We start from the raw sequence: 20,635 nt of genomic DNA, 5'->3' as shown, positions 1-20,635 counted from the left end.
CGAGACCGATTGAACTTGGTCTCATATTAGGACCAAATGGGTAGGATTGGGAGATGCGGTATGAGGAGCTGGCCGAGGAGCCCTGTTCGATCACGCGGTCGCTGGTGGTGCTGGGGGATCGGTGGACGCTGCTGGTGATGAAGGCGGCGTTCTCGGGGGTGCGGCGGTTCAACGGGTTTCAGAACTATTTGGGGATCTCGCGGGGGCGGTTGCAGGATCGGCTGGATCGGCTCGTCGAGCATGGGATTCTCGTGAAGCAGAAGCCGGAAGTCGGTGTGCACGAGGAGTATCGGCTCACCGCCAAGGGGCACGAGGTGTATCCGATCCTGATGGCGTTCAAGGATTGGGGCGATGCGCATATGGCCCCGGACGGGCCGCCCGTGTACTACCGGCATCGGGACTGCGAGGGGGAGGCGCATGTGCACCTCGCGTGTGATCGCTGCGAACGTGAGCTCACCGCGCGCGATGTCGTGCCCGAGGCGGGACCGGGAATGCTGGCGCAGGTGTGAGCGCTCGCCCTCCCGTGAGCCACCAGCGCTGGCATGGGCGATCTGGCACCACTGTGACCGGCCGGTCCTATAGTCGGCGGCATGGGTGAGTTGACGGTGCGTCCGGTTGAGGCCGCGGACGAGAAATTCCTGTGGGCGATGCTGTTCGAGGCGTCGTATTCCCATGAGCAGGGCCGGGTTTCGCCCGAGGAGCTGCGGGATGTGCCATCGCTGGCGCATTACGTCGAGGGCTGGGGTGCGCCGGGTGATGTCGGCGTCATTGCGGAGCGGGACGGGGTGCCGTGCGGGGCCGCGTGGCTGCGGCTGTTCACCGGGGACAATGCCGCTTACGGATACGTGGATGACGAAACGCCGGAGCTGGCCATCGGTGTCGCGCCCGGACAGCGCGGCGGCCGGATCGGCACCGTGCTGATGACCGGTCTGCTCGAAGTCGCCCGAACCCGCTTCGCAAGCGTGAGTTTGAGTGTGCGACAGGAGAATCCGGCGCTGCGCCTGTACGAGCGCCTGGGATTCGTCGTGGTGCCCAGTTCCGCGCACACCAACCCGGCCGGCAGTACCAGCCTCACAATGCTGTTGCGGTTCAGCTGATTACGCGTCGAAGGCGAGCACCCCGGGCGTGACGTAGTCGTCCGGGTCGAGCAGCATGCGAAGCTTCGGGCCGTCGGGAATGGTCGCGAGCGCGGTCTCCAGCGGTGCCCGGAAGGCCGAACCGCGCGCGGTGATCAACGGCAGCCAGTTGTCATGATGGTTGGGCACGAACACCTTTGCCCGCAGCGCCTCGATATAGCTGCGCGGGTCTCGCAGGCCGTTGGTGAACTGGTTGTACCCCTGCACCGCACCCACGTGGACATCGGACGCGGGTAGCTCACGCAGCGTCTCGAGCACCTCCGGCGCCTTGTCCAGCAGCGGCCCGGACGAGTCATGCCAGGTGAGCGTGAACTTCTCGGTGCGGAACTGGTACAGCAGCACGCCGCCCTCCGGATCGGTCAATCGCCGGACGAGATGGGCGGTATCGGCGAGAGTCGTTGGATACCTGCGCATATCGCCGATCTGCGGGATGGGCTTGACGGGTGCGCAGGCGTCCGCGCCCGCGTATCGCTCGGTGCGCGCGGAATGTATATGCCGGACCGCCGTCACCGAAATCCCCGGTGCGAGGTCGAAATCGTAGCGAGCTCCCGGTAGGGAGGTGCTCGAACCCAGTGTCACACAGGAGAATCCGGGAGATTTCACCTGCTTGCGCGCGGTCGCGCAATGTTCGACGGTGCCGTGGATCACCGCACCGCTGGCCTGCGCGATCGGCCCGGCATCGGCGGCATGATCGAAATGCCCATGCCCGATGAAGATCGCCGCCGGGCGCAGCGCCGCCACCTCCGCCGGCGTGGTCGGCACGTATCCGGACGTCGCGCCGCGCGGCACCCAGGCATCGAGCAGGAATACCGAACCGCCCAGCGCGACAGCAAAACTCGCGCACCCGAACCAGCTCAGCACCACCCTGTCGGAGCGCACCGCGCCGGTTTCGGCGTCCACCATATCGGCCCCGAAGAACCGCTGTCGCGCCGCGATGGTCTCCGCGAGCGTCGGCTCGGCGATCGGCTGAGCGCTGACGCGCTCGGCGAATGCGCCCAGGCCGCGCCGCAGCGGCGTCACCAACCCGCGCTGAATCGACTCGCCCAGGCTGCCCAGCTCAGGATTGCGCGCCACCGATAGTCCTCTCGCCCGCGGAGCCGCCGGTCCCGCCCCGTCGCCCGCATTCTGCCCGGGTTCACGCGGCTTGTCAGCGGGCCTGCTTGGTGAAGGTCAGGTGGGTGACGTTTTCGGACGACTCCTTCCGGGTGCACGAATATCCCGGCAATGTGCCCAGACCGTCCCAGAGCCGTTCGCCCGCACCGAGTAGCAGCGGTACCTGGGCCAGGTGCAGTTCGTCCACCAGCCCCGCGCGCAGGAACTGCCGGACCGTGGCCGAGCCGCCGCCCAGGCGCACGTCCTGGCCGCCCGCGGCGTCGAAGGCGCGCTTCAGGACCGCTTCGGGGGTGTCGTTCACGAAGTGGAAGACGGTGCCGCCCGCCATTTCCACCGATGGCCGCGGGTGGTGGGTGAGGACGAAGGTGTCGTGGTGGTAGGGCGGGTTCGGGCCCCACCAACCGGTCCAGGAGTGGTCCGGCCATTCGCCGCGGATCGGCCCGAACATATTGCGCCCCATGATGGTCGCGCCGATGTTCACATCGCCCTCGACGGCGTAGCGCTGGTCGACGCCGTCCTCACCGGTCGCCGCCGCGCCGGACATGCCGCGACCGTAGTCGGTGGCGAAGATCCAGGTGTGCAGATCCTCTCCGCCCACGCCCAGGGGATTGTCGGGGCTTTGGTCCGGCCCGGCGACGTAGCCATCGAGGGAGATCGACAGGTTGTGCACTCGAAGTTTCGGCATGACGCACCTCATAACTGGTTGTGTTTTGCAATCGGTTAGTAGCATAGATCCAACCGGTTGCGATATGCAATCGGTTTGGCGAAAAAGCTTTGAAGTGAACACGATTCGGTCACCTAACCGTTAACCGAGACCTTGCCGTTGCACTGGGCTACCCCTCGGTGAATGTCGGAACATGACCGTGACGAACTGGTAGGTGAATGTTCAGCCCTTTGTTAATCAGGTGGCGTTGCATCGATATCAGGGATAGCTGAACGAAGGCTATCGATAGGGCAATTGGGGACCACCATGTACAACGACGTGCATGCGGCCGCGCTGGACGACCACAAGTACACGATGCGGATCAGCCGGCTGGCCATAGACAAACTCGGAATCCGGCTCTACGACCGGGTTTCGGCCGTACTGGCCGAACTCATCGCGAACTCCTACGATGCCGACGCCACCGAGGTGGAGGTCTCGCTACCGTGGGGCGTCACGCTCGCCGGGACGGTGCGCGCCGCGGATGAGCCCGCGTATCAGATCGTGGTGTCCGACAACGGACATGGCATGACCACCGAGGAGATCAATCAGCACTATCTGATGGTCGGCTCGGACCGGCGCGTTCGCTACGGCACCGACCTGTCCCGCGAACGCGGGCGACCGGTGATGGGCCGCAAGGGAATCGGCAAGCTCGCCGCGTTCGGCATCTGCCGGACCATCGAAGTGATCACCGCCGGAAGCCATTCCGGCGATGAGGGCGCGCTCGGCTGGCCCGTCTCCCATCTGGTGATGGATCTGGACGATATGCTCTCGGACACCGAACGCGACTACTACCCGCAACCGGGTCCGCTGGACGGCACCTTCACCGCCAAACGCGGCACCACGGTGATTCTGCGAGACTTCTTCCGCAAGAGGGTGAATACCGGCACCGAACTGAGCCGCCAGCTCGCTTCGCGCTTCGGTATCGAACGCTCGGACTGGCGGGTGCAGGTGCGCAATTGCATCGGGCAGGAGAGCTTCACTCTCAGCGATCTGGCCATCGATGTCATGGAGGACACCCGCATCGACGTGAGCCGGGTGCCGGTGCGCTTCGGGCATAAATTCCTGCCGGTCACCGGCTGGATCGCCTATTCGAAACAGCCGTACCGCGATGACGCCATGGCCGGGGTGCGCATTTACGCGCGCGGCAAAATCGTCGCGCAGACAAGGGATTTCGGTATTCCCGCCGGATTCACCGGCGAGTTCAAACTGCGCTCCTATCTGGTCGGCGCGGTACACGTGGACTGGCTCGACGATGAGGAGGATCTGGTCCGCTCCGATCGCCAGGACATCATGTGGAACTCCCCGCGCGGTGAGGCGCTGGCCCAGTGGGGTCAGGCGCTGATCAAGGAGATCGGCCGCATCGGCGAGAAATCCATTCGCCGCCGGGTCTGGGAGGAGTTCGTGGACCGCTCCCGGCTGCGCCAGACGCTGGAGTCGATCGCGCCGGGGGACAGGCTGTTCCGCGATTCGGTGATCGACGCCGCGCGAATCCTGGTGGCGCACAAGGATCGCGCCTCACTCGACGATCCCGCGCATATCGAGAACATGGTGCGCCTGGCGCTGTCGCTCGGACCGCAGCGCAGCCTGCTCGAAACCCTCAAGGAGATAGCGGATGACGCCGATCAGGAACTCGATGTCGTAGTGGCGCTGTTCGAACGAGCCCGCATCGCCGAAATCTATTCGCTCGGCCAGATCGCCAGTGAACGCGTCGCCGTGGTGGATCGGCTGCGCGCGCTCATCGACGAACGCCGCTCACTCGAACGCCCCTTCCAGGAGCTCATCGAGAGCGCGCCGTGGCTGCTCGCACCCGAGTGGACGCCGCTGGGCATGAACGAATCGCTCAAACGCGTGCGCGCCAGTTTCGAACGCTGGTACGCGCACAAGTTCGGCACCACGCTGCTCACCAGCGCCATCGGCAGTCCGAAACGCGAGCCGGATTTCGTGCTGCTGCACGATTCGGGCGAATTGTGGATCGTGGAGATCAAGCGGATGGACTACCACCTCACCGATGAGGAGTACAACCGCGCGGTCAACTACCTGTACGAACTCGATCGCTTCCTCGATGAGAATCCCCGCATCGGCGCCCAATTCCCGCGCCGCAGGCTGACTTTCATCGTCGACCACATCGACCGGCTGGGCCCGGCGTCGCTGTCCTCGCTGATGAGCGATCAGCGGGTGGACCGCCGCACCTGGCGCGAACTCCTGGACGCCACACTGCGCGCGCATGGCGACTTCCTGGATCGCGTCTACGCCATGCGCGGCAGCCAGGAGGACGAGGGCACGGCCCGCGCTGGCTAGCGAATTCGGCCCGCTCGGCGGGCAACCCCCCAGCGCGATGCGACACCTCCAATGGCGTGGGTGTCGCATCGCTTTCGTCCGGCCCGCGATTTCGGGACCTGTCACAGGGCCGCGGCAACACCATCGAACCGGACGAGTCGGACGCCCTGCGCGGGCGCGTGCGTGCGGCCGACGTCCGCGTGACACCATGGACCCGCGCGCGGGGGCGCAACTCTGTTATCCGGACGGTCGAGAAGGTTTGGTAATGCTGCACGGCACGGTCAAGTGGTTCGACAGCGCGAAGGGCTTCGGATTCATCAGCCCCGACGGCGGCGGTCCGGATGTGTTCGTGGAGTACACCGCCGTCGAGGGTGACGGTTTTCGTTCGCTGGCCGAGGGACAGCGCGTGGAGTTCGAGGTGCGCCGCACCAAGCCGGGGCCGGAGGCGGTCATCGTGCGGGTCATCGCGGCGGGTTACTGAGTAATTCCGCGGTGGTCGGCGGCGTATGCGCCGAATCGGCCGGTGCCGGTCCGGTGAATTCCTTTGCGCCTCGCGCGACTTCGTTGACGTGGTAGTCGGCGATTGATGCGGGTGCGTTTGTTCGCACAATTCAACGGTACCTGATTCCTATATCGCCTCCGCTGTCGCGAGTCGGGCGAAACCATCGGGCTGCTCGCATATTTCGAGCAATATCGAATAGCGCGTGGTCATCGCGATGCGCCAGCGAACAGAACGCTCTCTCCGCTGGCCGATCGGAATCGGACAACTCTCATACCCGGCTCTCCCGCAAGGTGGCAGAGGCAGGCACAGGCGCTCTCCCGTGACACTCTGCCGGATGCCGGAAGCGCTGCTGGTCCAGGCATTTTCGCAGCTCCCATGCCCATGGAAATAGGGGCGTGATTGGCACGTTATAGACGAGAATTTGATCTGAACATGACTCGGGTCACACAATCCGAATCCTGTGACGCCGATCACATCGTGCTAATGCCCCGTAACGAGCGCGAAAAGTCCGCCGATATGCTGGCTGTCGGAAGTACAACCGAGATTCATTGAGAGGCATTTACATGATCCCCGTTATCATCGACACCGGTTCCGCTGCTCTGGGTGGCCTGTTCGACACCTTCGGTGCCGCACTGCATGGCATCCTGAACACGCTGTGGACCGGCTCCTTCGGCCGCTAAATAGCGCCACACAAGCCTGAAAGGCCGACCTCGGGTTTCGCAGCCCTGAGGTCGGCCTTTTGTCATTTCCCGCGAATTCGTGACCGATCACATGCCCATCACGGCCCGTGTGTGGCCTGCATCGCAACCGCTTGTGATAGCCGATAATTAGCCGGTCAAACGAAGTTTTCTCTCGTTTCGACAGCCCTCTCCCGATGCCCTAGGTTGGCCGGGGTCAGACGGCCGTCCAAGAGAAAGCGGGGCCGATGAACGTCGATGCCCTCAAAGCCAGCTGGCGCCTCGTAGAACGCGCCGGCGACGAAGCGATCCAGTACTTCTACGCACACCTGTTCCTGGCGCACCCCGAGGTCCGGGACATGTTCCCGATCCGGATGACCACCCAGCGCGGCCGCTTCTTCGCCGCCCTCGGCCGCATCGTCAGCAATGTCGAAACCCTGGCCGCCGATCCCGAATTCGTCGCCCAGCTGGGCCGGGACCATCGCCGCTTCGGCGCGGTCGCCGCGCACTACCCGGCCGCGGGCGGATCCCTGCTCGCCACCCTCGCGCACTTCCACGGCCCGCGCTGGACCGAGGAATTGGCGCAGACCTGGACCGCCGCGTACCAGGCCGTCGCGGGCATCATGATCGCCGCGGCCGAACAGGCCGAGCAGATCGACGGCCAGCCCGCCTGGTGGGAGGCGGAAATCGTCGCCACCGAGAAGCGCAGCATCGATGTCACCGTGCACACGGTGCGACCGCTCCAGCCGTATCGGTACGCCGCGGGCCAGTCCCTGGCCATCGAGATCCCGCAGCGTCCGCGACTGTGGCGCTACTACTCACCCGCCAACGCGCCACGCGCCGACGGCACCTTCGATATCCACGTCCAGGTGGTGGACGGCGGCGAGGTCAGCGCCACCTTCGCCAGATCGGTCCGGCCGGGTGATCGGCTGCGGCTGGGCGCACCGGTGGGGACGGCGTTCGTGATCCCGCCGAACGCGGTCGACAATCTGCTGCTCATCGCGGGCGGCTCCGGATTGGCGCCGCTGCGAGCGGTTTTGGACGGTATCGAGGATGAGGCGCACAGCACCGGGATCGCACCGCGCGTGCACCTGTTCCACGGTGTGCGCACCGCCTGGAACCTCTACGACCACGAGGCGCTGACCATGCGCACCGAACAACCCTGGTTCACCTACACCCCGGTCGTCTCCGAGGATCCGGGCTTCCACGGCGTACAGGGCACGGTCGGCGCGGTCGCGGCGCGCGGCCGCGATCTGACCGGCGGCGCGACCGCACTGGTGTGCGGTTCACCGAATATGGTCGCCGCCACCGTTTCCGCGCTCACCGGCGCCGGAATGCCACGGCACGCAATCAGATTCGAGACGTTCGGCCAATCGGCGGCGTCCGACCAGGCCGCCCAGCAGCGCGGATTCGACAAGGTTGGCCAATGGATGTGACACCCGAAGACATTCAATCCGCCCGATTCAAGGGTGCGCGACTGGGACGCCGCGGCTATGACGCGGACGATGTCGATCTCTTCCTCACCCAGGTGCGCGGCGCCATGACCAAGGTGGCGCGCGAGAATCGGCAGTTGACGCTCACCAGCAATTCCGAGGAACTGGCCCGGTTGCAACGGGAGAATCGGCAGTTGGCCACGAAATGCGATGCGCTGCAAATGCAGATGCAGACCATGGCCTCCGCCGGGGAGCTCGCCGAAATGCAGCGCCAGCTCGCCAATGCCAATTGGGAGATCTCCCGGCTCCAGGGCGAGATGGCCAAAGACGCGCTCGGCATCAGCGCCCAGGCCGTCGACGTGCTCAATCGCGCGCAATTGTCCGCGGATTCGATCGTGGAACAGGCCGAGGAGCACGCCCGCGACCTGATGCGGGTCGCGCGTGAGCAGCAGCGCGAAATGCTCTATCAGGCAAGGGAATCCGGGGTGCGCGCCACCGGCGGCGACCAGGAATCCATGGAACAGTTGCGCGCCTACTCCGGACTGCTGCGCAACCAATTGCAGGCCATGATCATGACGCTGTCGGTGGAGGTGGACAAGCTCGCCCTGCTCCCCATGCCCGGCGGGACCGATCCCGGCTCGGAAATCACCAGCGGCTCTTCACGTTCGCGTGATCTGCCGGTCACCGGATCATGGCAGCCTTCGGACAACTGAGTATCGAATCATCAACGCAGGAAAGAGAAGTGGGGGAACCACAGTGAATATCGAAGCATTGCAGTCGAGTTGGGTTCAGGTCGGCGCCGCCGGTCCCGAAGCGGTCGAATACTTCTACGACCACCTCTTCAAATCGCATCCCGAGGTGCGCGGCATGTTCCCCGACGATATGGGCGAACAGCGCACGCGCTTTCTGAACGGTCTCGGCCGGATCGTCACCAATGTCGAAACCCTCGCCGCCGACCCGTCATTCGTACAGCAGCTGGGTCGGCAGCACGGCAAGCTCGGCGTGATCGCGGACCACTACCCGGTAGCGGGGGCCTCGCTGCTCGCGACCCTCGAGTACTTCCTCGGCGAGCAGTGGACGCCGGAGCTCGCCGCCACCTGGACCGCCGCCTACGGCGCGGTGGCCGAGATCATGATCTCCGCCGCGGCGGAACCGGCCGCCGCCACCGCCTGATATCCGTTGCGCCGGTCTCGAATTCGTATCCGAGACCGGCTCTCGGGCTCCTTACTTACTGAATGATCCGCTCGCGGATCCACTACCCGAGCCGCTGCCCAGGATGCACAGCGGGTTGTTCACCATGGCCGCCTCGGCCGAGCCGGAGGACGAACCCGTCGCGCCGGAATCGATGGCGGGCGTATTCGGCACCGGCGCGGCCGGATTCCCGGAACCGCCGTCCCGCATCGACCGGCCGTCCAGGTTCGATGGCGCGGGCACGCCGAGCAGATCCAGCACCGTCGGGGTGATATCGGCCAGGGTGTACCCGTTGTTCTGTGCGCCGCCCGCGAAGTCCGGGCCGCGCGCGATCACGAAACTGGCTGTCTCATAGGCGCTTTGGCCGCCGTGTCCACCCTCGGGCTTATGCCCGTGATCGGTGGTGACCAGAATCGTCCAGCGCTCGTTGGCATGCGAGGCCGCGCGTGCGTCCACCGCCCGGGTGATCTTTCCGACCAGCGCGTCCGCCCGTTGAATCGCGTCCCGATACGCCTGCGGCCAGATCCCGCGCAGCGTATGCCCGGTGATATCGACCTGATCCAGATGCGTGAACACCAGATCGGCGCCGTCATCGGTGACCGCCGATACGACCTTGGCCGCCGCGTTCGAATCCGCCGTCGTCTCACAGACTCCCGCGCCGGTCGGATCGATCTGCGTCACGGAAACCTTGTCCGCGGGCGGATTTCCGGTGCGGGCGATCATGCCGATCTTGTCCCAGGTGCCCAGTGATTCGGTCGTCAGATTCGGCCGGGCCTGTTCGAGCTGGGTGAAAACGGTCGGGTACTGCGCGAAAGGCGTTGGGTTACAGGTGGCGTCGTTGTCCTTGATGCCGTGTTTGTTATCCCACACCCCGGTCAGCGCGGTCGCCCAGGAGACGCACGACATGGTGGTGTGCGGTGCGATCGAGGTGCGCGCCAGCGTGCCCTGCGCGGCCAGCAGGCCGAGGTTCGGCGCGTTGGCGGCGAGCACCTCGCTGTACAGCGTGCCGTCGATGCCGATGACCACGACCTTGTTCACCGTGGGCGCGGCGGTCGCCGGGACCGCGGCCGCGAGCGGCAGGGTGCTCAACGCCGCGGCGGCGAGTGCGCGCCGGGCGGGGCGGGGAAATGTGGAAGATGTGTGAGTCAACCTTCGGGCCATGCCGCGCAACCTAGTGGGTCGTGCGCGTTCGCGGGGCAAAAACTGGACAATTGACCACGAGAGTTCCGGTGATCGGGAAAAAGCGCACGTCACCGATGTGATGGCACGCGTCTACCGGGCGGTAATCCGAGATCAAAACCGGACCACTAAGCTAGCGCCCGTAAATCCCGGATCCCTTTCCCGCAGGAGTACCCCACAGTGAGCCAAGCAGGCCGTCCTGTAGTTCTGATCGCCGACAAGCTCGCCCAGTCGACCGTCGACGCACTCGGTGACGCCGTCGAGGTTCGCTGGGTCGACGGCCCCAACCGGCCCGAGCTGCTCGCCGCCGTCCCGGAGGCCGACGCGCTGCTGGTCCGCTCCGCGACCACCGTCGACGCCGAGGTCCTCGAGGCCGGTAAGAACCTGAAGATCGTCGCCCGCGCGGGCGTCGGCCTCGACAACGTCGATGTGCCGGCCGCCACCGAACGCGGTGTCATGGTCGTCAACGCGCCCACCTCGAATATCCACACCGCCGCCGAACACGCTGTGACGCTGCTGCTTTCGGCCGCGCGCCAGATCCCGGCCGCCGATGCCACGCTGCGTGAGCACACCTGGCAGCGCAGCAAGTTCAACGGTGTCGAGATCCTGGGCAAGACCGTCGGCGTCATCGGCCTGGGCCGCATCGGCCAGCTGTTCGCGCAGCGCCTCGCCGCCTTCGAGACCAAGATCGTCGCGTACGACCCCTACACCTCGCCGGCCCGCGCCGCCCAGCTCGGCATCGAACTGCTGACCCTGGACGAGGTGCTCGAGCGCGCCGACTTCATCTCCATTCACCTGCCCAAGACCCCCGAGACCAAGGGCATGCTGAACAGCGAGACCCTGGCCAAGACCAAGAAGGGCGTCATCATCGTCAACGCCGCCCGCGGCGGTCTGATCGATGAGCAGGCCCTGGCCGACGCGATCAAGTCGGGTCACGTGCGCGCCGCCGGTCTGGACGTGTTCGAGACCGAACCCTGCACCGACAGCCCGCTTTTCGAGCTGCCGCAGGTCGTGGTCACCCCGCACCTGGGCGCTTCCACCGCCGAGGCGCAGGATCGCGCGGGCACCGATGTGGCCAAGTCGGTCAAGCTCGCCCTCGCCGGTGAGTTCGTCCCCGGCGCGGTCAATGTCACCGGTGGTTCGGTCTCCGAAGAGGTCGCCCCGTGGCTGGAGATCGTTCGCAAGCAGGGCGCCCTGCTCGGTGCGCTGTCCTCGGAGCTCCCGGTCAGCCTGGAGGTCCAGGTCCGCGGTGAGCTGAGCGCGAGTGATGTTGCGGTGCTGGAGCTTTCGGCTCTGCGCGGCGTCTTCTCCGCCCTCATCGAGGATTCGGTCACCTTCGTCAACGCCCCGGCGCTGGCCAAGGAACGCGGCCTCGAGGCCACCGTCACCACCGTGTCGGAGAGCCCCACCCACCGCAGCCTGGTGGACCTGCGCGCCGTCTTCGGCGATGGCAGCACCCTGAACGTGGCCGGCACCCTGACCGAGCCGCACCAGGTCCAGAAGATCGTCAACATCAACGGCCGCAACTACGATATGCGCGCCGAGGGCCTGAACGTCGCCGTGCTGGCGTACGAGGACAAGCCGGGTCAGCTCGGCCGCCTGGCCACCAAGCTCGGCGAAGCCGGTATCGACATCCTGGCCGCCCAGCTCACCCAGGACCTGGACCAGGACGGCGCCACCGTCGTCCTGCGCGTCAACACCGAGGTTCCGGCCGAGGTGCAGTCCGCGATCGCCGAGGCCGTCGGCGCGGCCAAGGTCGCCCAGGTCAACCTGGACTGAGTGGACCGGGCGTAATGCCCGAAAGCAATTGCCGCCGAGCCCCTTCCATATACATGGAAGGGGCTCGGCGCGTATCGGCGGACGCTTGCGCAGCCGCGCCTGTCCGGCCTCGACCGCGTCCGCGGCTGCCCGGAGATCCGCGGACGGAATGCGCTCGTCCCAGTGTGTGGGAGCGGTTCGCCCTGGTGACAGGGGTGCGCAAGGCACCCGCTATCGTGGCGACTGTTCACGGGCGCTTATATCCGAACGGAGCATTGTTTACATGAAACTCGCTGTCATCCCGGGCGACGGAATCGGTCCCGAGGTCATCGCCGAGGCACTCAAGGTGCTCGATGTGGTGGTGCCCGGTGTCGAGAAGACCGAATACGATCTGGGCGCGAAGCGGTTCCATGCGACCGGGGAGATCCTGCCCGACAATGTGATCCCGGAGCTGAAGCAGCACGACGCGATCCTGCTCGGCGCGATCGGCGATCCGTCCGTGCAGAGCGGACTGCTCGAGCGCGGACTGCTGCTGCGCACCCGGTTCGAGCTCGATCACCACGTGAACCTGCGCCCGTCCAAGCTGTACCCGGGCGTCACCAGCCCGTTGAGCGGTAATCCGGAGATCGATTTCGTCGTGGTCCGCGAGGGCACCGAGGGTCCGTACACCGGTACCGGCGGCGCGATCCGGGTGAACACCCCGCACGAGGTCGCGACCGAGGTTTCCACCAACACCCGTTTCGGTGTCGAGCGCGTGGTGCGCTACGCCTTCGAGGCCGCGCGGGCGCGTCGCAAGCATCTGACCCTGGTGCACAAGAACAATGTGCTCGCGTACGCCGGTTCGCTGTGGACCCGGACCGTCGCCGAGGTCGGCGCGGAGTACCCGGATATCGAAACCGCCTACCAGCACATCGATGCCGCGACCATTCATATGGTCACCGATCCGGGCCGCTTCGACGTGATCGTCACCGACAACCTGTTCGGCGACATCATCACCGACCTCGCGGCCGCGGTCTCCGGCGGTATCGGCCTGGCGGCGTCGGGCAATATCGACGCCTCCGGCACCAACCCGTCCATGTTCGAGCCCGTGCACGGCTCCGCGCCCGATATCGCGGGCCAGTCCAAGGCCGATCCGACCGCCGCGATTCTCTCGGTGTCGTTGCTGCTCAACCATCTCGGCAAGACCGAGGAGGCCGCGCGCATCGAGGCCGCCGTCGCCAAGGATCTGTCGGTCCGCACCGGTCCGGCCTCCACCGTCGAGGTCGGCGATCGGATCGCCGCCGCCGTCTGATCGGACGCCGCGGCTCGATTCGACCCCGAAACGCCGAACGGCCCCGCTCCCGGATTCCCGGGGCGGGGCCGTTCGAGTTCCGAATCCCTGAGTCGCACAGGTGTTTACCGGCGAGTAAGCTCCGTTTCGCGGCAATTCGGGTGTCCGGAATTGAAACCTGGTGGGGCAGTGAGACATATCGCATTCATGCATTCGGATGCGAAAACGTAACGGGGGCAGCCCTTCCGGATTTGCGGGAGATCAGCGGTCAGCGCGTCCGAGGTTGAAAGATCAACGGGAAGCCCTGGGCACCAACGGGACTGCGACCGCCGCGACCACCGCCGCCAGCGCGTAGACGATCGGGAATCCGGCCGCCGTGATCAACGCGCCGAAGCCGGGCGCGACCGCCGCCACGGCCAGATTCTGACCGGTGTTCTGAATACCCAGCCCCCGCCCGGACCAGTACGGTCCCGCGATCTCGGCCACCGCGGTGAAGGCCAGTCCGTTATCGGTGACGGTGATGACCGAGGCCGCGACCAGAATCGGAATCGCCGCCCACCACCACTGCGCCCAGGCCGCGAAGGCCAACGCGGCCATGGAGATTGCCGCCGCGATGGCGACCGTGCGCAGCGGGCCCAACCGGCTCGCGACCCGGTCGGACCAGACGCCCGCGCCGATTCGCCCTCCCGCGCCCAGGATTTGGGTGATCGTGACCAGCACCCCCGCCGCCGCCAGTGACCAGCCGACATCGCGGTGCAGCCACAGCAGTGCGAAGGTCCACAGCGTGCCCTGCGGGACACACAGCAGCACCGATACCGCGTGAATGCGCCACAGGGTGGAATCGCCCCGATAGGGATTGACGGGACGCCCTGTGTCACCGGTGGATTGGGGGCGCGGCGGATCGATGATGCCGACCAGGCAGGCGATCGCGGCCGCGCCGGCCATCAGCGCGGGCACCAGGATGGCGGTCGAGAAGCCATGTGCCGCAGCGATGGCCGGAATGCTCAGCGCCCCGATGCCGACGCCCAGCGGTTGTGCAGTTTGCCGAATTCCCATGGCCAGTCCGCGTTTATCCGGCGGGAACCAGCCCACGATGACGCGCCCGCTGGCGCCGTTGGTACTCGCCGCGCCGACGCCGCCGATGAACAGCAGTGCGCCCAGCGCGATGTAGTTGGTGACGGTCGCCGCGGCGACGCCCGCGACGAACATCAGCGCGGGACCGGCCACCAGCACCTTGTGCTCACCGATCCGGTCCACCACATAGCCCCACGCGATCAGTGTGCAGACCAGTCCGATGACCGGCATGGCGACCAGCAGACCGGCCGTGGCCAGCGACAATCCGCGATCGGTCAGGGCGGGCAGCAGGAACGGGGTGCCATTCACGAACACCGCGCTGGCGCTCTGCGCGAAGACGCCGAGGGCCAGCATGCTCCACCGTCGGGCCGATCCGATCTGTGTCACGGTGGTCATGTCCGCACCTCTATCTCACTATGTGGAACTGATGTCTTACTCTGTGAACATCGGACCTTACGATACACCTGGGGCATTTGGCTATTTCAGTGGCATGCTGTCTATTTGCTCACACCCCTCGGGGCGGTCCGGGGAACCGTGCCGGGGCATCGAGTTGTCTTGCGTACAAGGGCTTTCCACATTTCCGGTGACCCGATGCGGGCGGGCATGCCGCAGCCTCTCAGCGGGTCCCGCGCCCGCACCCCGGCCACCCGCCCCGATCGCCCCCGCTCTCGCCGGTCGGGTGCATTAGGGCAGGTGGAAGCCGGTCGATAGGATGCGAAACATGCGCCTAGGTCGAGTTGCCAGCCCAGATGGGGTCGCTTTCGTAAGCATCGAAGGAGACGGCCCGAGCGCCGTGGCCCGTGAGATCGCCGAACATCCGTTCGGCAACCCGACGTTCACCGGCCGCAGCTGGCCGCTCGCCGATGTCCGCCTGCTGGCGCCGATTCTGGCCAGCAAGGTGATCTGCATCGGTAAGAACTACGCCGACCACGCGGCCGAAATGGGCGGTCCCGCACCGGCCGACCCGGTCATCTTCATGAAGCCGAACACCTCCATCATCGGCCCGAACGTGCCGATTGTGTTGCCGCCCAGCTCCTCTCAGGTGGATTACGAGGGCGAACTGGCCATCGTCATCGGCCGCCCCTGCAAGGATGTGCCCGCCGCCCAGGCGTATCAGGTGATTCTGGGCTACACCATCGCCAATGACGTCACCGCGCGCGATCAGCAGAAGCACGACGGTCAGTGGACCCGCGCCAAGGGTTACGACACCTTCTGCCCGCTCGGCCCGTGGATCGAGACCTCGCTGGACCCTTCGGATCTGGAGATCAGCACCGAGCTCGACGGCGAGGTGAAGCAACGCAGTCGCACTTCACTTCTGCTGCACGATATTCCGAAGATGATCGAGTGGATCACCACCGTGATGACGCTGCTGCCCGGCGATGTCATCCTGACCGGCACTCCCGCCGGTGTCGGCCCCCTGCAGGCCGGTCAGAGCGTGTCGGTGACCATCGAAGGCATCGGCACCCTCACCAATCCCGTTGCCGCCAAACGCTGATCGAGAGAGAGACATGACTGACGTTCGGGTCCGATTCTGCCCGTCTCCCACCGGCACACCGCATGTCGGCCTGGTCCGCACCGCGCTGTTCAACTGGGCCTACGCCCGCCACACCGGCGGCAAATTCGTCTTCCGCATCGAAGACACCGACGCCGCACGGGATTCCGAGGACTCCTACCGGGCCATCCTGGACGCGCTGCGCTGGCTCGGCCTCACCTGGGACGAGGGTCCGGAGGTCGGCGGTCCGTACGAGCCGTACCGGCAGTCCCAGCGCCGTGACCTTCATCTCGATGTGGTGCGGCGGCTGGTGGAGGCGGGGGAGGCCTACGAATCCTTCTCCACCCCTGAGGAAGTCGAGGCCCGGCACAGGGCCGCCGGCCGCGACCCCAAACTGGGTTACGACAACTTCGACCGCGACCTCACCGATGAGCAGATCGCGGCGTACCGGGCCGAGGGCCGTCCCGCGGTGATCCGGCTGCGGATGCCCGACCACGATCTGTCCTGGAACGATCTGGTGCGCGGTGAGACCACCTTCCGGGCCGGTGTGGTGCCGGACTTCGCGCTCACCCGCGGTAATGGCGATCCGCTCTATACGCTGGTCAATCCCGTCGACGACGCGCTTATGAAGATCACCCATGTTTTGCGCGGCGAGGATCTTTTGTCTTCCACGCCCCGGCAGCTGGCGCTCTATGAGTCCATGATTCGGATCGGCGTCGCCGAGCGCACTCCGGAGTTCGGGCATCTGCCGTTCGTCATGGGCCAGGGCAACAAGAAGCTGTCCAAGCGGGATCCGGAGTCGAATCTCTTCCATCACCGCGACCGCGGCTTCATTCCCGAGGGTTTGCTGAATTATCTGGCGCTGCTCGGCTGGAGCATCGCCGATGATCATGACGTCTTCTCCATGGCCGACATGGTCGCCGCGTTCGATATATCGAAAGTAAATTCGAATCCGGCCCGTTTCGATCAGAAGAAGGCCGACGCTCTGAACGCCGAACATATTCGGTTGCTGGAGCCGGGTGATTTCGCTCACCGGCTCCGCGAGTATCTGACCGAACACGGTCATATCGGCGCGGAGATCGACGAGAAGCTCTTCCTTGCGGCCGCAGATTTGGTGCAGACCCGCATCGTGGTTCTGGGTGATGCGTGGGGTCTGCTGGAGTTCTTGTTCGTCCCCTCCGAAGATTTCGTGATCGATCCGGCCGCACGGGAAAAGAATCTCGGCGCCGATGCCGTTCCGGTATTACAGGCGGCTATCGCGGCAGTGGACGGTGTTTCGGAATGGAATGCGGACGCACTCGGGGAAGCGCTCAAGACCGCGCTCGTCGACGAGTTGGGTCTCAAACCGCGTAAGGCGTTCACCCCCGTGCGCGTCGCGCTGACCGGATCGCACATCAGCCCGCCGCTGTACGAGTCGATGGAACTGCTGGGCCGTGAGGAGTCGCTGCGCCGGTTGCGCGCCGCGAACGCGGGCTAAGCGGGAGCAGGGTTGGCAGAGTGCCGGTGAACAACGCTCGAACAGTTCGAAAACCGGCCTCTGACCAGCCGATTTGTATATAACCCGGCAGGTGCTGCTAATCTTCTTCTCGGCCGGAAGCGGTCAGGGAGTTCCCACTGGGAGCAACCTGAAAGCCCAGGTCAATGGGGTATGGTGTAATTGGCAACACAGCTGATTCTGGTTCAGCCATTCTAGGTTCGAGTCCTGGTACCCCAGCTCCGAGAGCTTTTCGAAGCTTTCGAAATGCTGGAGATTCGGTGGTCCGGCCACCGAGAAATCGACAGCACTCCTGGTCCCGTCGTCTAGCGGCCTAGGACGCCGCCCTCTCAAGGCGGTAGCGCGGGTTCAAATCCCGTCGGGACTACAAAGTAAAGGCCCCCAGCCAATCGGCTGGGGGCCTTCGCTTTTCACATACGCCCTGCTCAATCCTGATCGGTGAGGGTGCTGCCACCCAACGGCATTGCGGGAAGTCCCAGTTTCCGGTGATCCCAGCTGCGCACTCGCTCGGGCACGATGCGAATCGCGATGCGCTTGTTCAGCATCTGCTCCACGAACGGCTTCATCTCTTCGCTGTACGGCCCGGTGTACCGCTCCCACACACTGATTCCCACCTGGAACAGTGCGTCGGCGTCATCGATGATCTCGGCGCGGCCCTCGATGGACACCCCGCGCAACTGGTCGTAGGTGTCCCCGGCCTCGAGCAGCACGGTCACCCGCGGATCGCGGCGCAGATTCACCGCCTTCTGCGATTTCGCCTTGGTCTCGAACCAGATTTCGCCGTTGATCAGGCCGTACCACATGGCGGTCAGGTGCGGGGTGCCCGCGGGACCGAGCGTGGCGAGGTTGGCGATTCGGCTGCGCCGCAGGAATTCCGCGATCTCCGGGTCGGACATCGTGATCTGAGCGCGTTGATTAACTCCCATCGGCCGACTGTAATTTACGGCGTATGAGGCGGGTCACACCGGACCGTCCGGTATCGGATGCGCTGATCGTCCCGCTGCGGCCCGAAAACGCCGACGCCCCCACCGGATTCCCGGCGGGGGCGTGAAAACGGCTGTGCGGGCCCGTCAGAGGCGTTTGTGCAACGCGTCCGCCGCCGCCACGAGATCGGCGGCCCAGCGCGCACCCGGGCGGCGGCCCATCCGATCGATCGGCCCGGAGACCGAAACGGCCGCGATCACCACACCGGTCGCATCGCGCACCGGCGCGGAAACGCTGGCGACGCCCGCCGCCCGCTCGGCCGCGCTCTGCGCCCAGCCGCGCCGCCGCACCTCGGCCAGCGCGCGCTCACCGAAGACCGCCTCGGGCAGCACGGTGCGCTGCAGATCCGGATCAGCCCAGGCCAGCAGGACTTTCGCGGCCGAGCCGGCGGTCATCGGCATGCGCGCCCCGACCGGAACGGTGTCGCGCAGGCCGGACGCGGGCTCCATCGAGGCCACGCACACGCGCGCGTTGCCGTCCCGCCGATACAGCTGCACGCTCTCGCCGGTGATCTCGCGCAGGCGCGGCAGGATGGTGGCGGCGGCGTCCAGCAGCGGATCGCTCGCGGTGGTAGCCAGCTCCGAGAGCGCGGGCCCCGGGCGCCACAGGCCCTGGCTGTCGCGGGCCAGCATGCGATGTGTCTCCAGGCCTACGGCCAGGCGATGCGCGGTGGCGCGGGGCAGGCCGGTGCGGGTGCACAACTCATTGAGGCCGCAGGGTTGCTCGGCTACGGCGTGCAGGACCGCCATGGCTTTGTCCAGAACACCGATACCGCTATGCTGTCTCATAGAACGATATTAGCGTCTCGCATACTGGGAAACGCAAACCGCGTCGCCCAGGCCCCGGAGCCATTCGGCCCGGGTGGTCGGGCGCTCCCCGCGTCGACAGCCCCGGCACGGGAATGTCTATCGAGAGGTGATGGAGATATGGCCGAGCGGCCACGCACTCTGGCGGAGAAGGTCTGGGACCAGCACGTCGTCGTCCAAGGCGAAGGTGAAGGCGCGCATCGCGAACCCGACCTCATCTACATCGATCTGCACCTGGTGCACGAGGTCACCAGCCCGCAGGCGTTCGACGGCCTGCGCGCGGCCGGTCGCCCGGTGCGCCGCCCCGATCTCACCATCGCCACCGAGGACCACAACGTCCCGACCATCGATATCGACAAGCCGATCGCCGATCCCATCTCGCGGCTGCAGGTCGACACCCTGCGCAAGAACTGCGAGGAATTCGGTGTTCGCCTGCACCCCATGGGCGATCTCGATCAGGGCATCGTGCACGTTGTCGGTCCGCAGCTGGGTCTGACCCAGCCGGGCACCACCGTCGTCTGCGGTGATTCGCACACCTCCACGCACGGTGCTTTCGGCGCGCTCGCAATGGGTATCGGCACCAGCGAGGTGGAACATGTTCTGGCAACGCAGACTTTGTCGCTGCGCCCGTTCCGGACCATGGCCATCAATATCGACGGCACGCTGCCCGACGGGGTGACTTCCAAGGATGTGATTCTGGCGGTCATCGCGCAGATCGGCACCGGCGGCGGCCAGGGCTATGTGCTCGAGTACCGCGGTGAGGCCGTGCGCTCGATGTCCATGGAAGCCCGGATGACCATGTGCAACATGTCCATCGAGGCCGGTGCGCGCGCGGGCATGGTGGCCCCGGACGAGATCACCTACGAGTTCCTCAAGGGCCGTCCGCACGCGCCCGAGGGCGCGGATTGGGATGCCGCCGTCGCCGCCTGGGACGCCCTGAAGACCGATGAGGGCGCGGTTTTCGATGCCGAGGTGCATATCGACGCGAGCGCGCTGACCCCGTTCGTCACCTGGGGCACCAACCCGGGACAGGGCCTGCCGCTGGGGGAATCGGTGCCGGACCCGGAGCAGATCGTGGACGAGAACGAGCGTCAGGCCGCCGAAAAGGCGTTGCAGTACATGGACCTGACGCCGGGCACGCCGTTGCGCGAGTTGACCGTGGATACCGTTTTCGTCGGCTCGTGCACGAATGGCCGTATCGAGGATTTGCGTGCGGTGGCTGATGTTTTGAAGGGCCGCAAGATCGCCGAGAGCGTGCGCATGTTGATCGTTCCCGGTTCCATGCGGGTGCGCGCGCAGGCCGAATCCGAAGGGCTGGGCGAGATTTTCACCGCGGCCGGCGCGGAATGGCGGCAGGCGGGCTGCTCGATGTGCCTGGGAATGAACCCCGATCAGCTTTCGCCCGGTCAGCGCTGTGCCTCCACCTCGAACCGGAACTTCGAAGGGCGACAGGGCAAGGGCGGTCGCACACACCTGGTGTCGCCGCTGGTCGCGGCCGCCACCGCGGTGCGCGGAACCCTGTCCTCACCGGCGGATCTCAACTGA

General features: G+C 66.0%; 18 protein-coding genes and 2 tRNA genes. 14 read left to right on the top strand and 6 right to left on the bottom strand.

What is annotated here, in order from left to right; translation table 11 throughout:
• The first annotated feature begins 53 nt into the window (after positions 1-53).
• Complete coding sequence (locus ACFC0O_RS08120) at positions 54-509, top strand: helix-turn-helix domain-containing protein (protein ID WP_364630324.1); 456 nt, start codon at positions 54-56, stop codon at positions 507-509.
• Between the two features lie 81 nt (positions 510-590).
• Positions 591-1,097, top strand: coding sequence for a GNAT family N-acetyltransferase (locus ACFC0O_RS08115; protein ID WP_375954838.1), 507 nt, complete (start codon positions 591-593; stop codon positions 1,095-1,097).
• Here the strand turns inward: ACFC0O_RS08115 and ACFC0O_RS08110 are convergent, their stop codons facing one another.
• The gene (locus ACFC0O_RS08110) at positions 1,098-2,210 is read right to left on the bottom strand and encodes an MBL fold metallo-hydrolase (RefSeq protein ID WP_375954836.1); all 1,113 of its coding nucleotides are present in this window, start codon (positions 2,208-2,210) and stop codon (positions 1,098-1,100) included.
• Positions 2,211-2,283: 73 nt separating this feature from the next.
• Positions 2,284-2,934 carry a dihydrofolate reductase family protein gene (locus ACFC0O_RS08105; RefSeq protein WP_375954834.1) on the bottom strand — a complete coding sequence of 217 codons (651 nt, stop codon included), beginning with the start codon at positions 2,932-2,934 and terminating at the stop codon, positions 2,284-2,286.
• 285 nt (positions 2,935-3,219) lie between these two features.
• On the opposite strand from ACFC0O_RS08105, the gene ACFC0O_RS08100 reads away from it, so the two are divergent.
• The 5 genes from ACFC0O_RS08100 to ACFC0O_RS08080 all read left to right on the top strand — a co-directional run bounded on the left by ACFC0O_RS08100 (position 3,220) and on the right by ACFC0O_RS08080 (position 9,014).
• Positions 3,220-5,250, top strand: a complete 2,031-nt coding sequence (locus ACFC0O_RS08100; protein ID WP_375954832.1) for an ATP-binding protein — start codon at positions 3,220-3,222, stop codon at positions 5,248-5,250.
• Positions 5,251-5,494: 244 nt separating this feature from the next.
• Entirely contained in the window at positions 5,495-5,710 is a 216-nt protein-coding gene (locus tag ACFC0O_RS08095; RefSeq protein WP_375954831.1) for a cold-shock protein, read from the top strand.
• Between the two features lie 946 nt (positions 5,711-6,656).
• Positions 6,657-7,844 (top strand): globin domain-containing protein, encoded by a 1,188-nt coding sequence (locus ACFC0O_RS08090; RefSeq protein WP_375954829.1) that lies wholly within the window; start codon positions 6,657-6,659, stop codon positions 7,842-7,844.
• Complete coding sequence (locus ACFC0O_RS08085) at positions 7,835-8,554, top strand: DivIVA domain-containing protein (RefSeq protein WP_375954828.1); 720 nt, start codon at positions 7,835-7,837, stop codon at positions 8,552-8,554. The genes ACFC0O_RS08090 and ACFC0O_RS08085 overlap by 10 nt, the downstream gene beginning before the upstream one ends.
• A gap of 43 nt (positions 8,555-8,597) precedes the next feature.
• The gene (locus tag ACFC0O_RS08080) at positions 8,598-9,014 is read left to right on the top strand and encodes a globin domain-containing protein (RefSeq protein WP_364630348.1); all 417 of its coding nucleotides are present in this window, start codon (positions 8,598-8,600) and stop codon (positions 9,012-9,014) included.
• 51 nt (positions 9,015-9,065) lie between these two features.
• On the opposite strand, the gene ACFC0O_RS08075 is transcribed toward ACFC0O_RS08080, so the two are convergent.
• Positions 9,066-10,181, bottom strand: coding sequence for an alkaline phosphatase family protein (locus ACFC0O_RS08075; RefSeq protein ID WP_375954826.1), 1,116 nt, complete (start codon positions 10,179-10,181; stop codon positions 9,066-9,068).
• Between the two features lie 210 nt (positions 10,182-10,391).
• Between ACFC0O_RS08075 and serA the strand changes: the two genes are divergently transcribed.
• Both serA and ACFC0O_RS08065 read left to right on the top strand, forming a co-directional pair.
• Positions 10,392-11,990, top strand: coding sequence for a phosphoglycerate dehydrogenase (gene serA, locus ACFC0O_RS08070; protein WP_364630354.1), 1,599 nt, complete (start codon positions 10,392-10,394; stop codon positions 11,988-11,990).
• Positions 11,991-12,252: 262 nt separating this feature from the next.
• Complete coding sequence (locus ACFC0O_RS08065; protein WP_375954823.1) at positions 12,253-13,260, top strand: 3-isopropylmalate dehydrogenase; 1,008 nt, start codon at positions 12,253-12,255, stop codon at positions 13,258-13,260.
• A gap of 270 nt (positions 13,261-13,530) precedes the next feature.
• On the opposite strand, the gene ACFC0O_RS08060 is transcribed toward ACFC0O_RS08065, so the two are convergent.
• On the bottom strand, positions 13,531-14,709 hold the full coding sequence (locus tag ACFC0O_RS08060; RefSeq protein ID WP_375954822.1) for an MFS transporter: 1,179 nt from the start codon (positions 14,707-14,709) through the stop codon (positions 13,531-13,533).
• 325 nt (positions 14,710-15,034) lie between these two features.
• Between ACFC0O_RS08060 and ACFC0O_RS08055 the strand changes: the two genes are divergently transcribed.
• The 4 genes from ACFC0O_RS08055 to ACFC0O_RS08040 all read left to right on the top strand — a co-directional run bounded on the left by ACFC0O_RS08055 (position 15,035) and on the right by ACFC0O_RS08040 (position 17,667).
• Positions 15,035-15,808, top strand: coding sequence for a fumarylacetoacetate hydrolase family protein (locus ACFC0O_RS08055; RefSeq protein WP_375954820.1), 774 nt, complete (start codon positions 15,035-15,037; stop codon positions 15,806-15,808).
• 13 nt (positions 15,809-15,821) lie between these two features.
• Positions 15,822-17,282, top strand: a complete 1,461-nt coding sequence (gltX, locus tag ACFC0O_RS08050) for a glutamate--tRNA ligase (RefSeq protein ID WP_375954817.1) — start codon at positions 15,822-15,824, stop codon at positions 17,280-17,282.
• A gap of 165 nt (positions 17,283-17,447) precedes the next feature.
• A tRNA-Gln gene (locus ACFC0O_RS08045) sits at positions 17,448-17,519 on the top strand.
• Positions 17,520-17,594: 75 nt separating this feature from the next.
• Positions 17,595-17,667 (top strand) — tRNA-Glu (locus ACFC0O_RS08040).
• 58 nt (positions 17,668-17,725) lie between these two features.
• Here ACFC0O_RS08040 and ACFC0O_RS08035 read toward each other — a convergent pair.
• Both ACFC0O_RS08035 and ACFC0O_RS08030 read right to left on the bottom strand, forming a co-directional pair.
• Complete coding sequence (locus tag ACFC0O_RS08035; protein ID WP_375954816.1) at positions 17,726-18,226, bottom strand: PPOX class F420-dependent oxidoreductase; 501 nt, start codon at positions 18,224-18,226, stop codon at positions 17,726-17,728.
• A 144-nt stretch (positions 18,227-18,370) separates the two neighbouring features.
• Positions 18,371-19,072: an IclR family transcriptional regulator gene (locus ACFC0O_RS08030; RefSeq protein ID WP_364630371.1), complete on the bottom strand. Its 702-nt coding sequence runs from the start codon at positions 19,070-19,072 to the stop codon at positions 18,371-18,373.
• 138 nt (positions 19,073-19,210) lie between these two features.
• On the opposite strand from ACFC0O_RS08030, the gene leuC reads away from it, so the two are divergent.
• A complete protein-coding gene (gene leuC, locus ACFC0O_RS08025; RefSeq protein ID WP_375954813.1) occupies positions 19,211-20,635 on the top strand; it encodes a 3-isopropylmalate dehydratase large subunit in 1,425 nt (474 codons plus the stop codon).

The organism is Nocardia sp. NPDC056100 (assembly GCF_042266325.1).
In the GTDB taxonomy this organism is placed as follows: Bacteria; Actinomycetota; Actinomycetes; order Mycobacteriales; family Mycobacteriaceae; genus Nocardia.
The sequence above is the reverse complement of the archived record's forward strand: the minus strand, read 5'-3'. Positions and strand labels throughout refer to the sequence as shown.

Bases quoted from the DNA above. Each gene is read 5' to 3' on its own strand.
- ACFC0O_RS08120 (WP_364630324.1), top strand. From the start codon at position 54: ATGCGGTATGAGGAGCTGGCCGAGGAGCCCTGTTCGATCACGCGGTCG.
- ACFC0O_RS08115 (WP_375954838.1), top strand. From the start codon at position 591: ATGGGTGAGTTGACGGTGCGTCCGGTTGAGGCCGCGGACGAGAAATTC.
- ACFC0O_RS08105 (WP_375954834.1), bottom strand. From the start codon at position 2,934: ATGCCGAAACTTCGAGTGCACAACCTGTCGATCTCCCTCGATGGCTAC.
- ACFC0O_RS08100 (WP_375954832.1), top strand. From the start codon at position 3,220: ATGTACAACGACGTGCATGCGGCCGCGCTGGACGACCACAAGTACACG.
- ACFC0O_RS08095 (WP_375954831.1), top strand. From the start codon at position 5,495: ATGCTGCACGGCACGGTCAAGTGGTTCGACAGCGCGAAGGGCTTCGGA.
- ACFC0O_RS08090 (WP_375954829.1), top strand. From the start codon at position 6,657: ATGAACGTCGATGCCCTCAAAGCCAGCTGGCGCCTCGTAGAACGCGCC.
- ACFC0O_RS08085 (WP_375954828.1), top strand. From the start codon at position 7,835: ATGGATGTGACACCCGAAGACATTCAATCCGCCCGATTCAAGGGTGCG.
- ACFC0O_RS08065 (WP_375954823.1), top strand. From the start codon at position 12,253: ATGAAACTCGCTGTCATCCCGGGCGACGGAATCGGTCCCGAGGTCATC.
- ACFC0O_RS08060 (WP_375954822.1), bottom strand. From the start codon at position 14,709: ATGACCACCGTGACACAGATCGGATCGGCCCGACGGTGGAGCATGCTG.
- ACFC0O_RS08055 (WP_375954820.1), top strand. From the start codon at position 15,035: ATGCGCCTAGGTCGAGTTGCCAGCCCAGATGGGGTCGCTTTCGTAAGC.
- gltX (WP_375954817.1), top strand. From the start codon at position 15,822: ATGACTGACGTTCGGGTCCGATTCTGCCCGTCTCCCACCGGCACACCG.
- ACFC0O_RS08035 (WP_375954816.1), bottom strand. From the start codon at position 18,226: ATGGGAGTTAATCAACGCGCTCAGATCACGATGTCCGACCCGGAGATC.
- ACFC0O_RS08030 (WP_364630371.1), bottom strand. From the start codon at position 19,072: ATGAGACAGCATAGCGGTATCGGTGTTCTGGACAAAGCCATGGCGGTC.
- leuC (WP_375954813.1), top strand. From the start codon at position 19,211: ATGGCCGAGCGGCCACGCACTCTGGCGGAGAAGGTCTGGGACCAGCAC.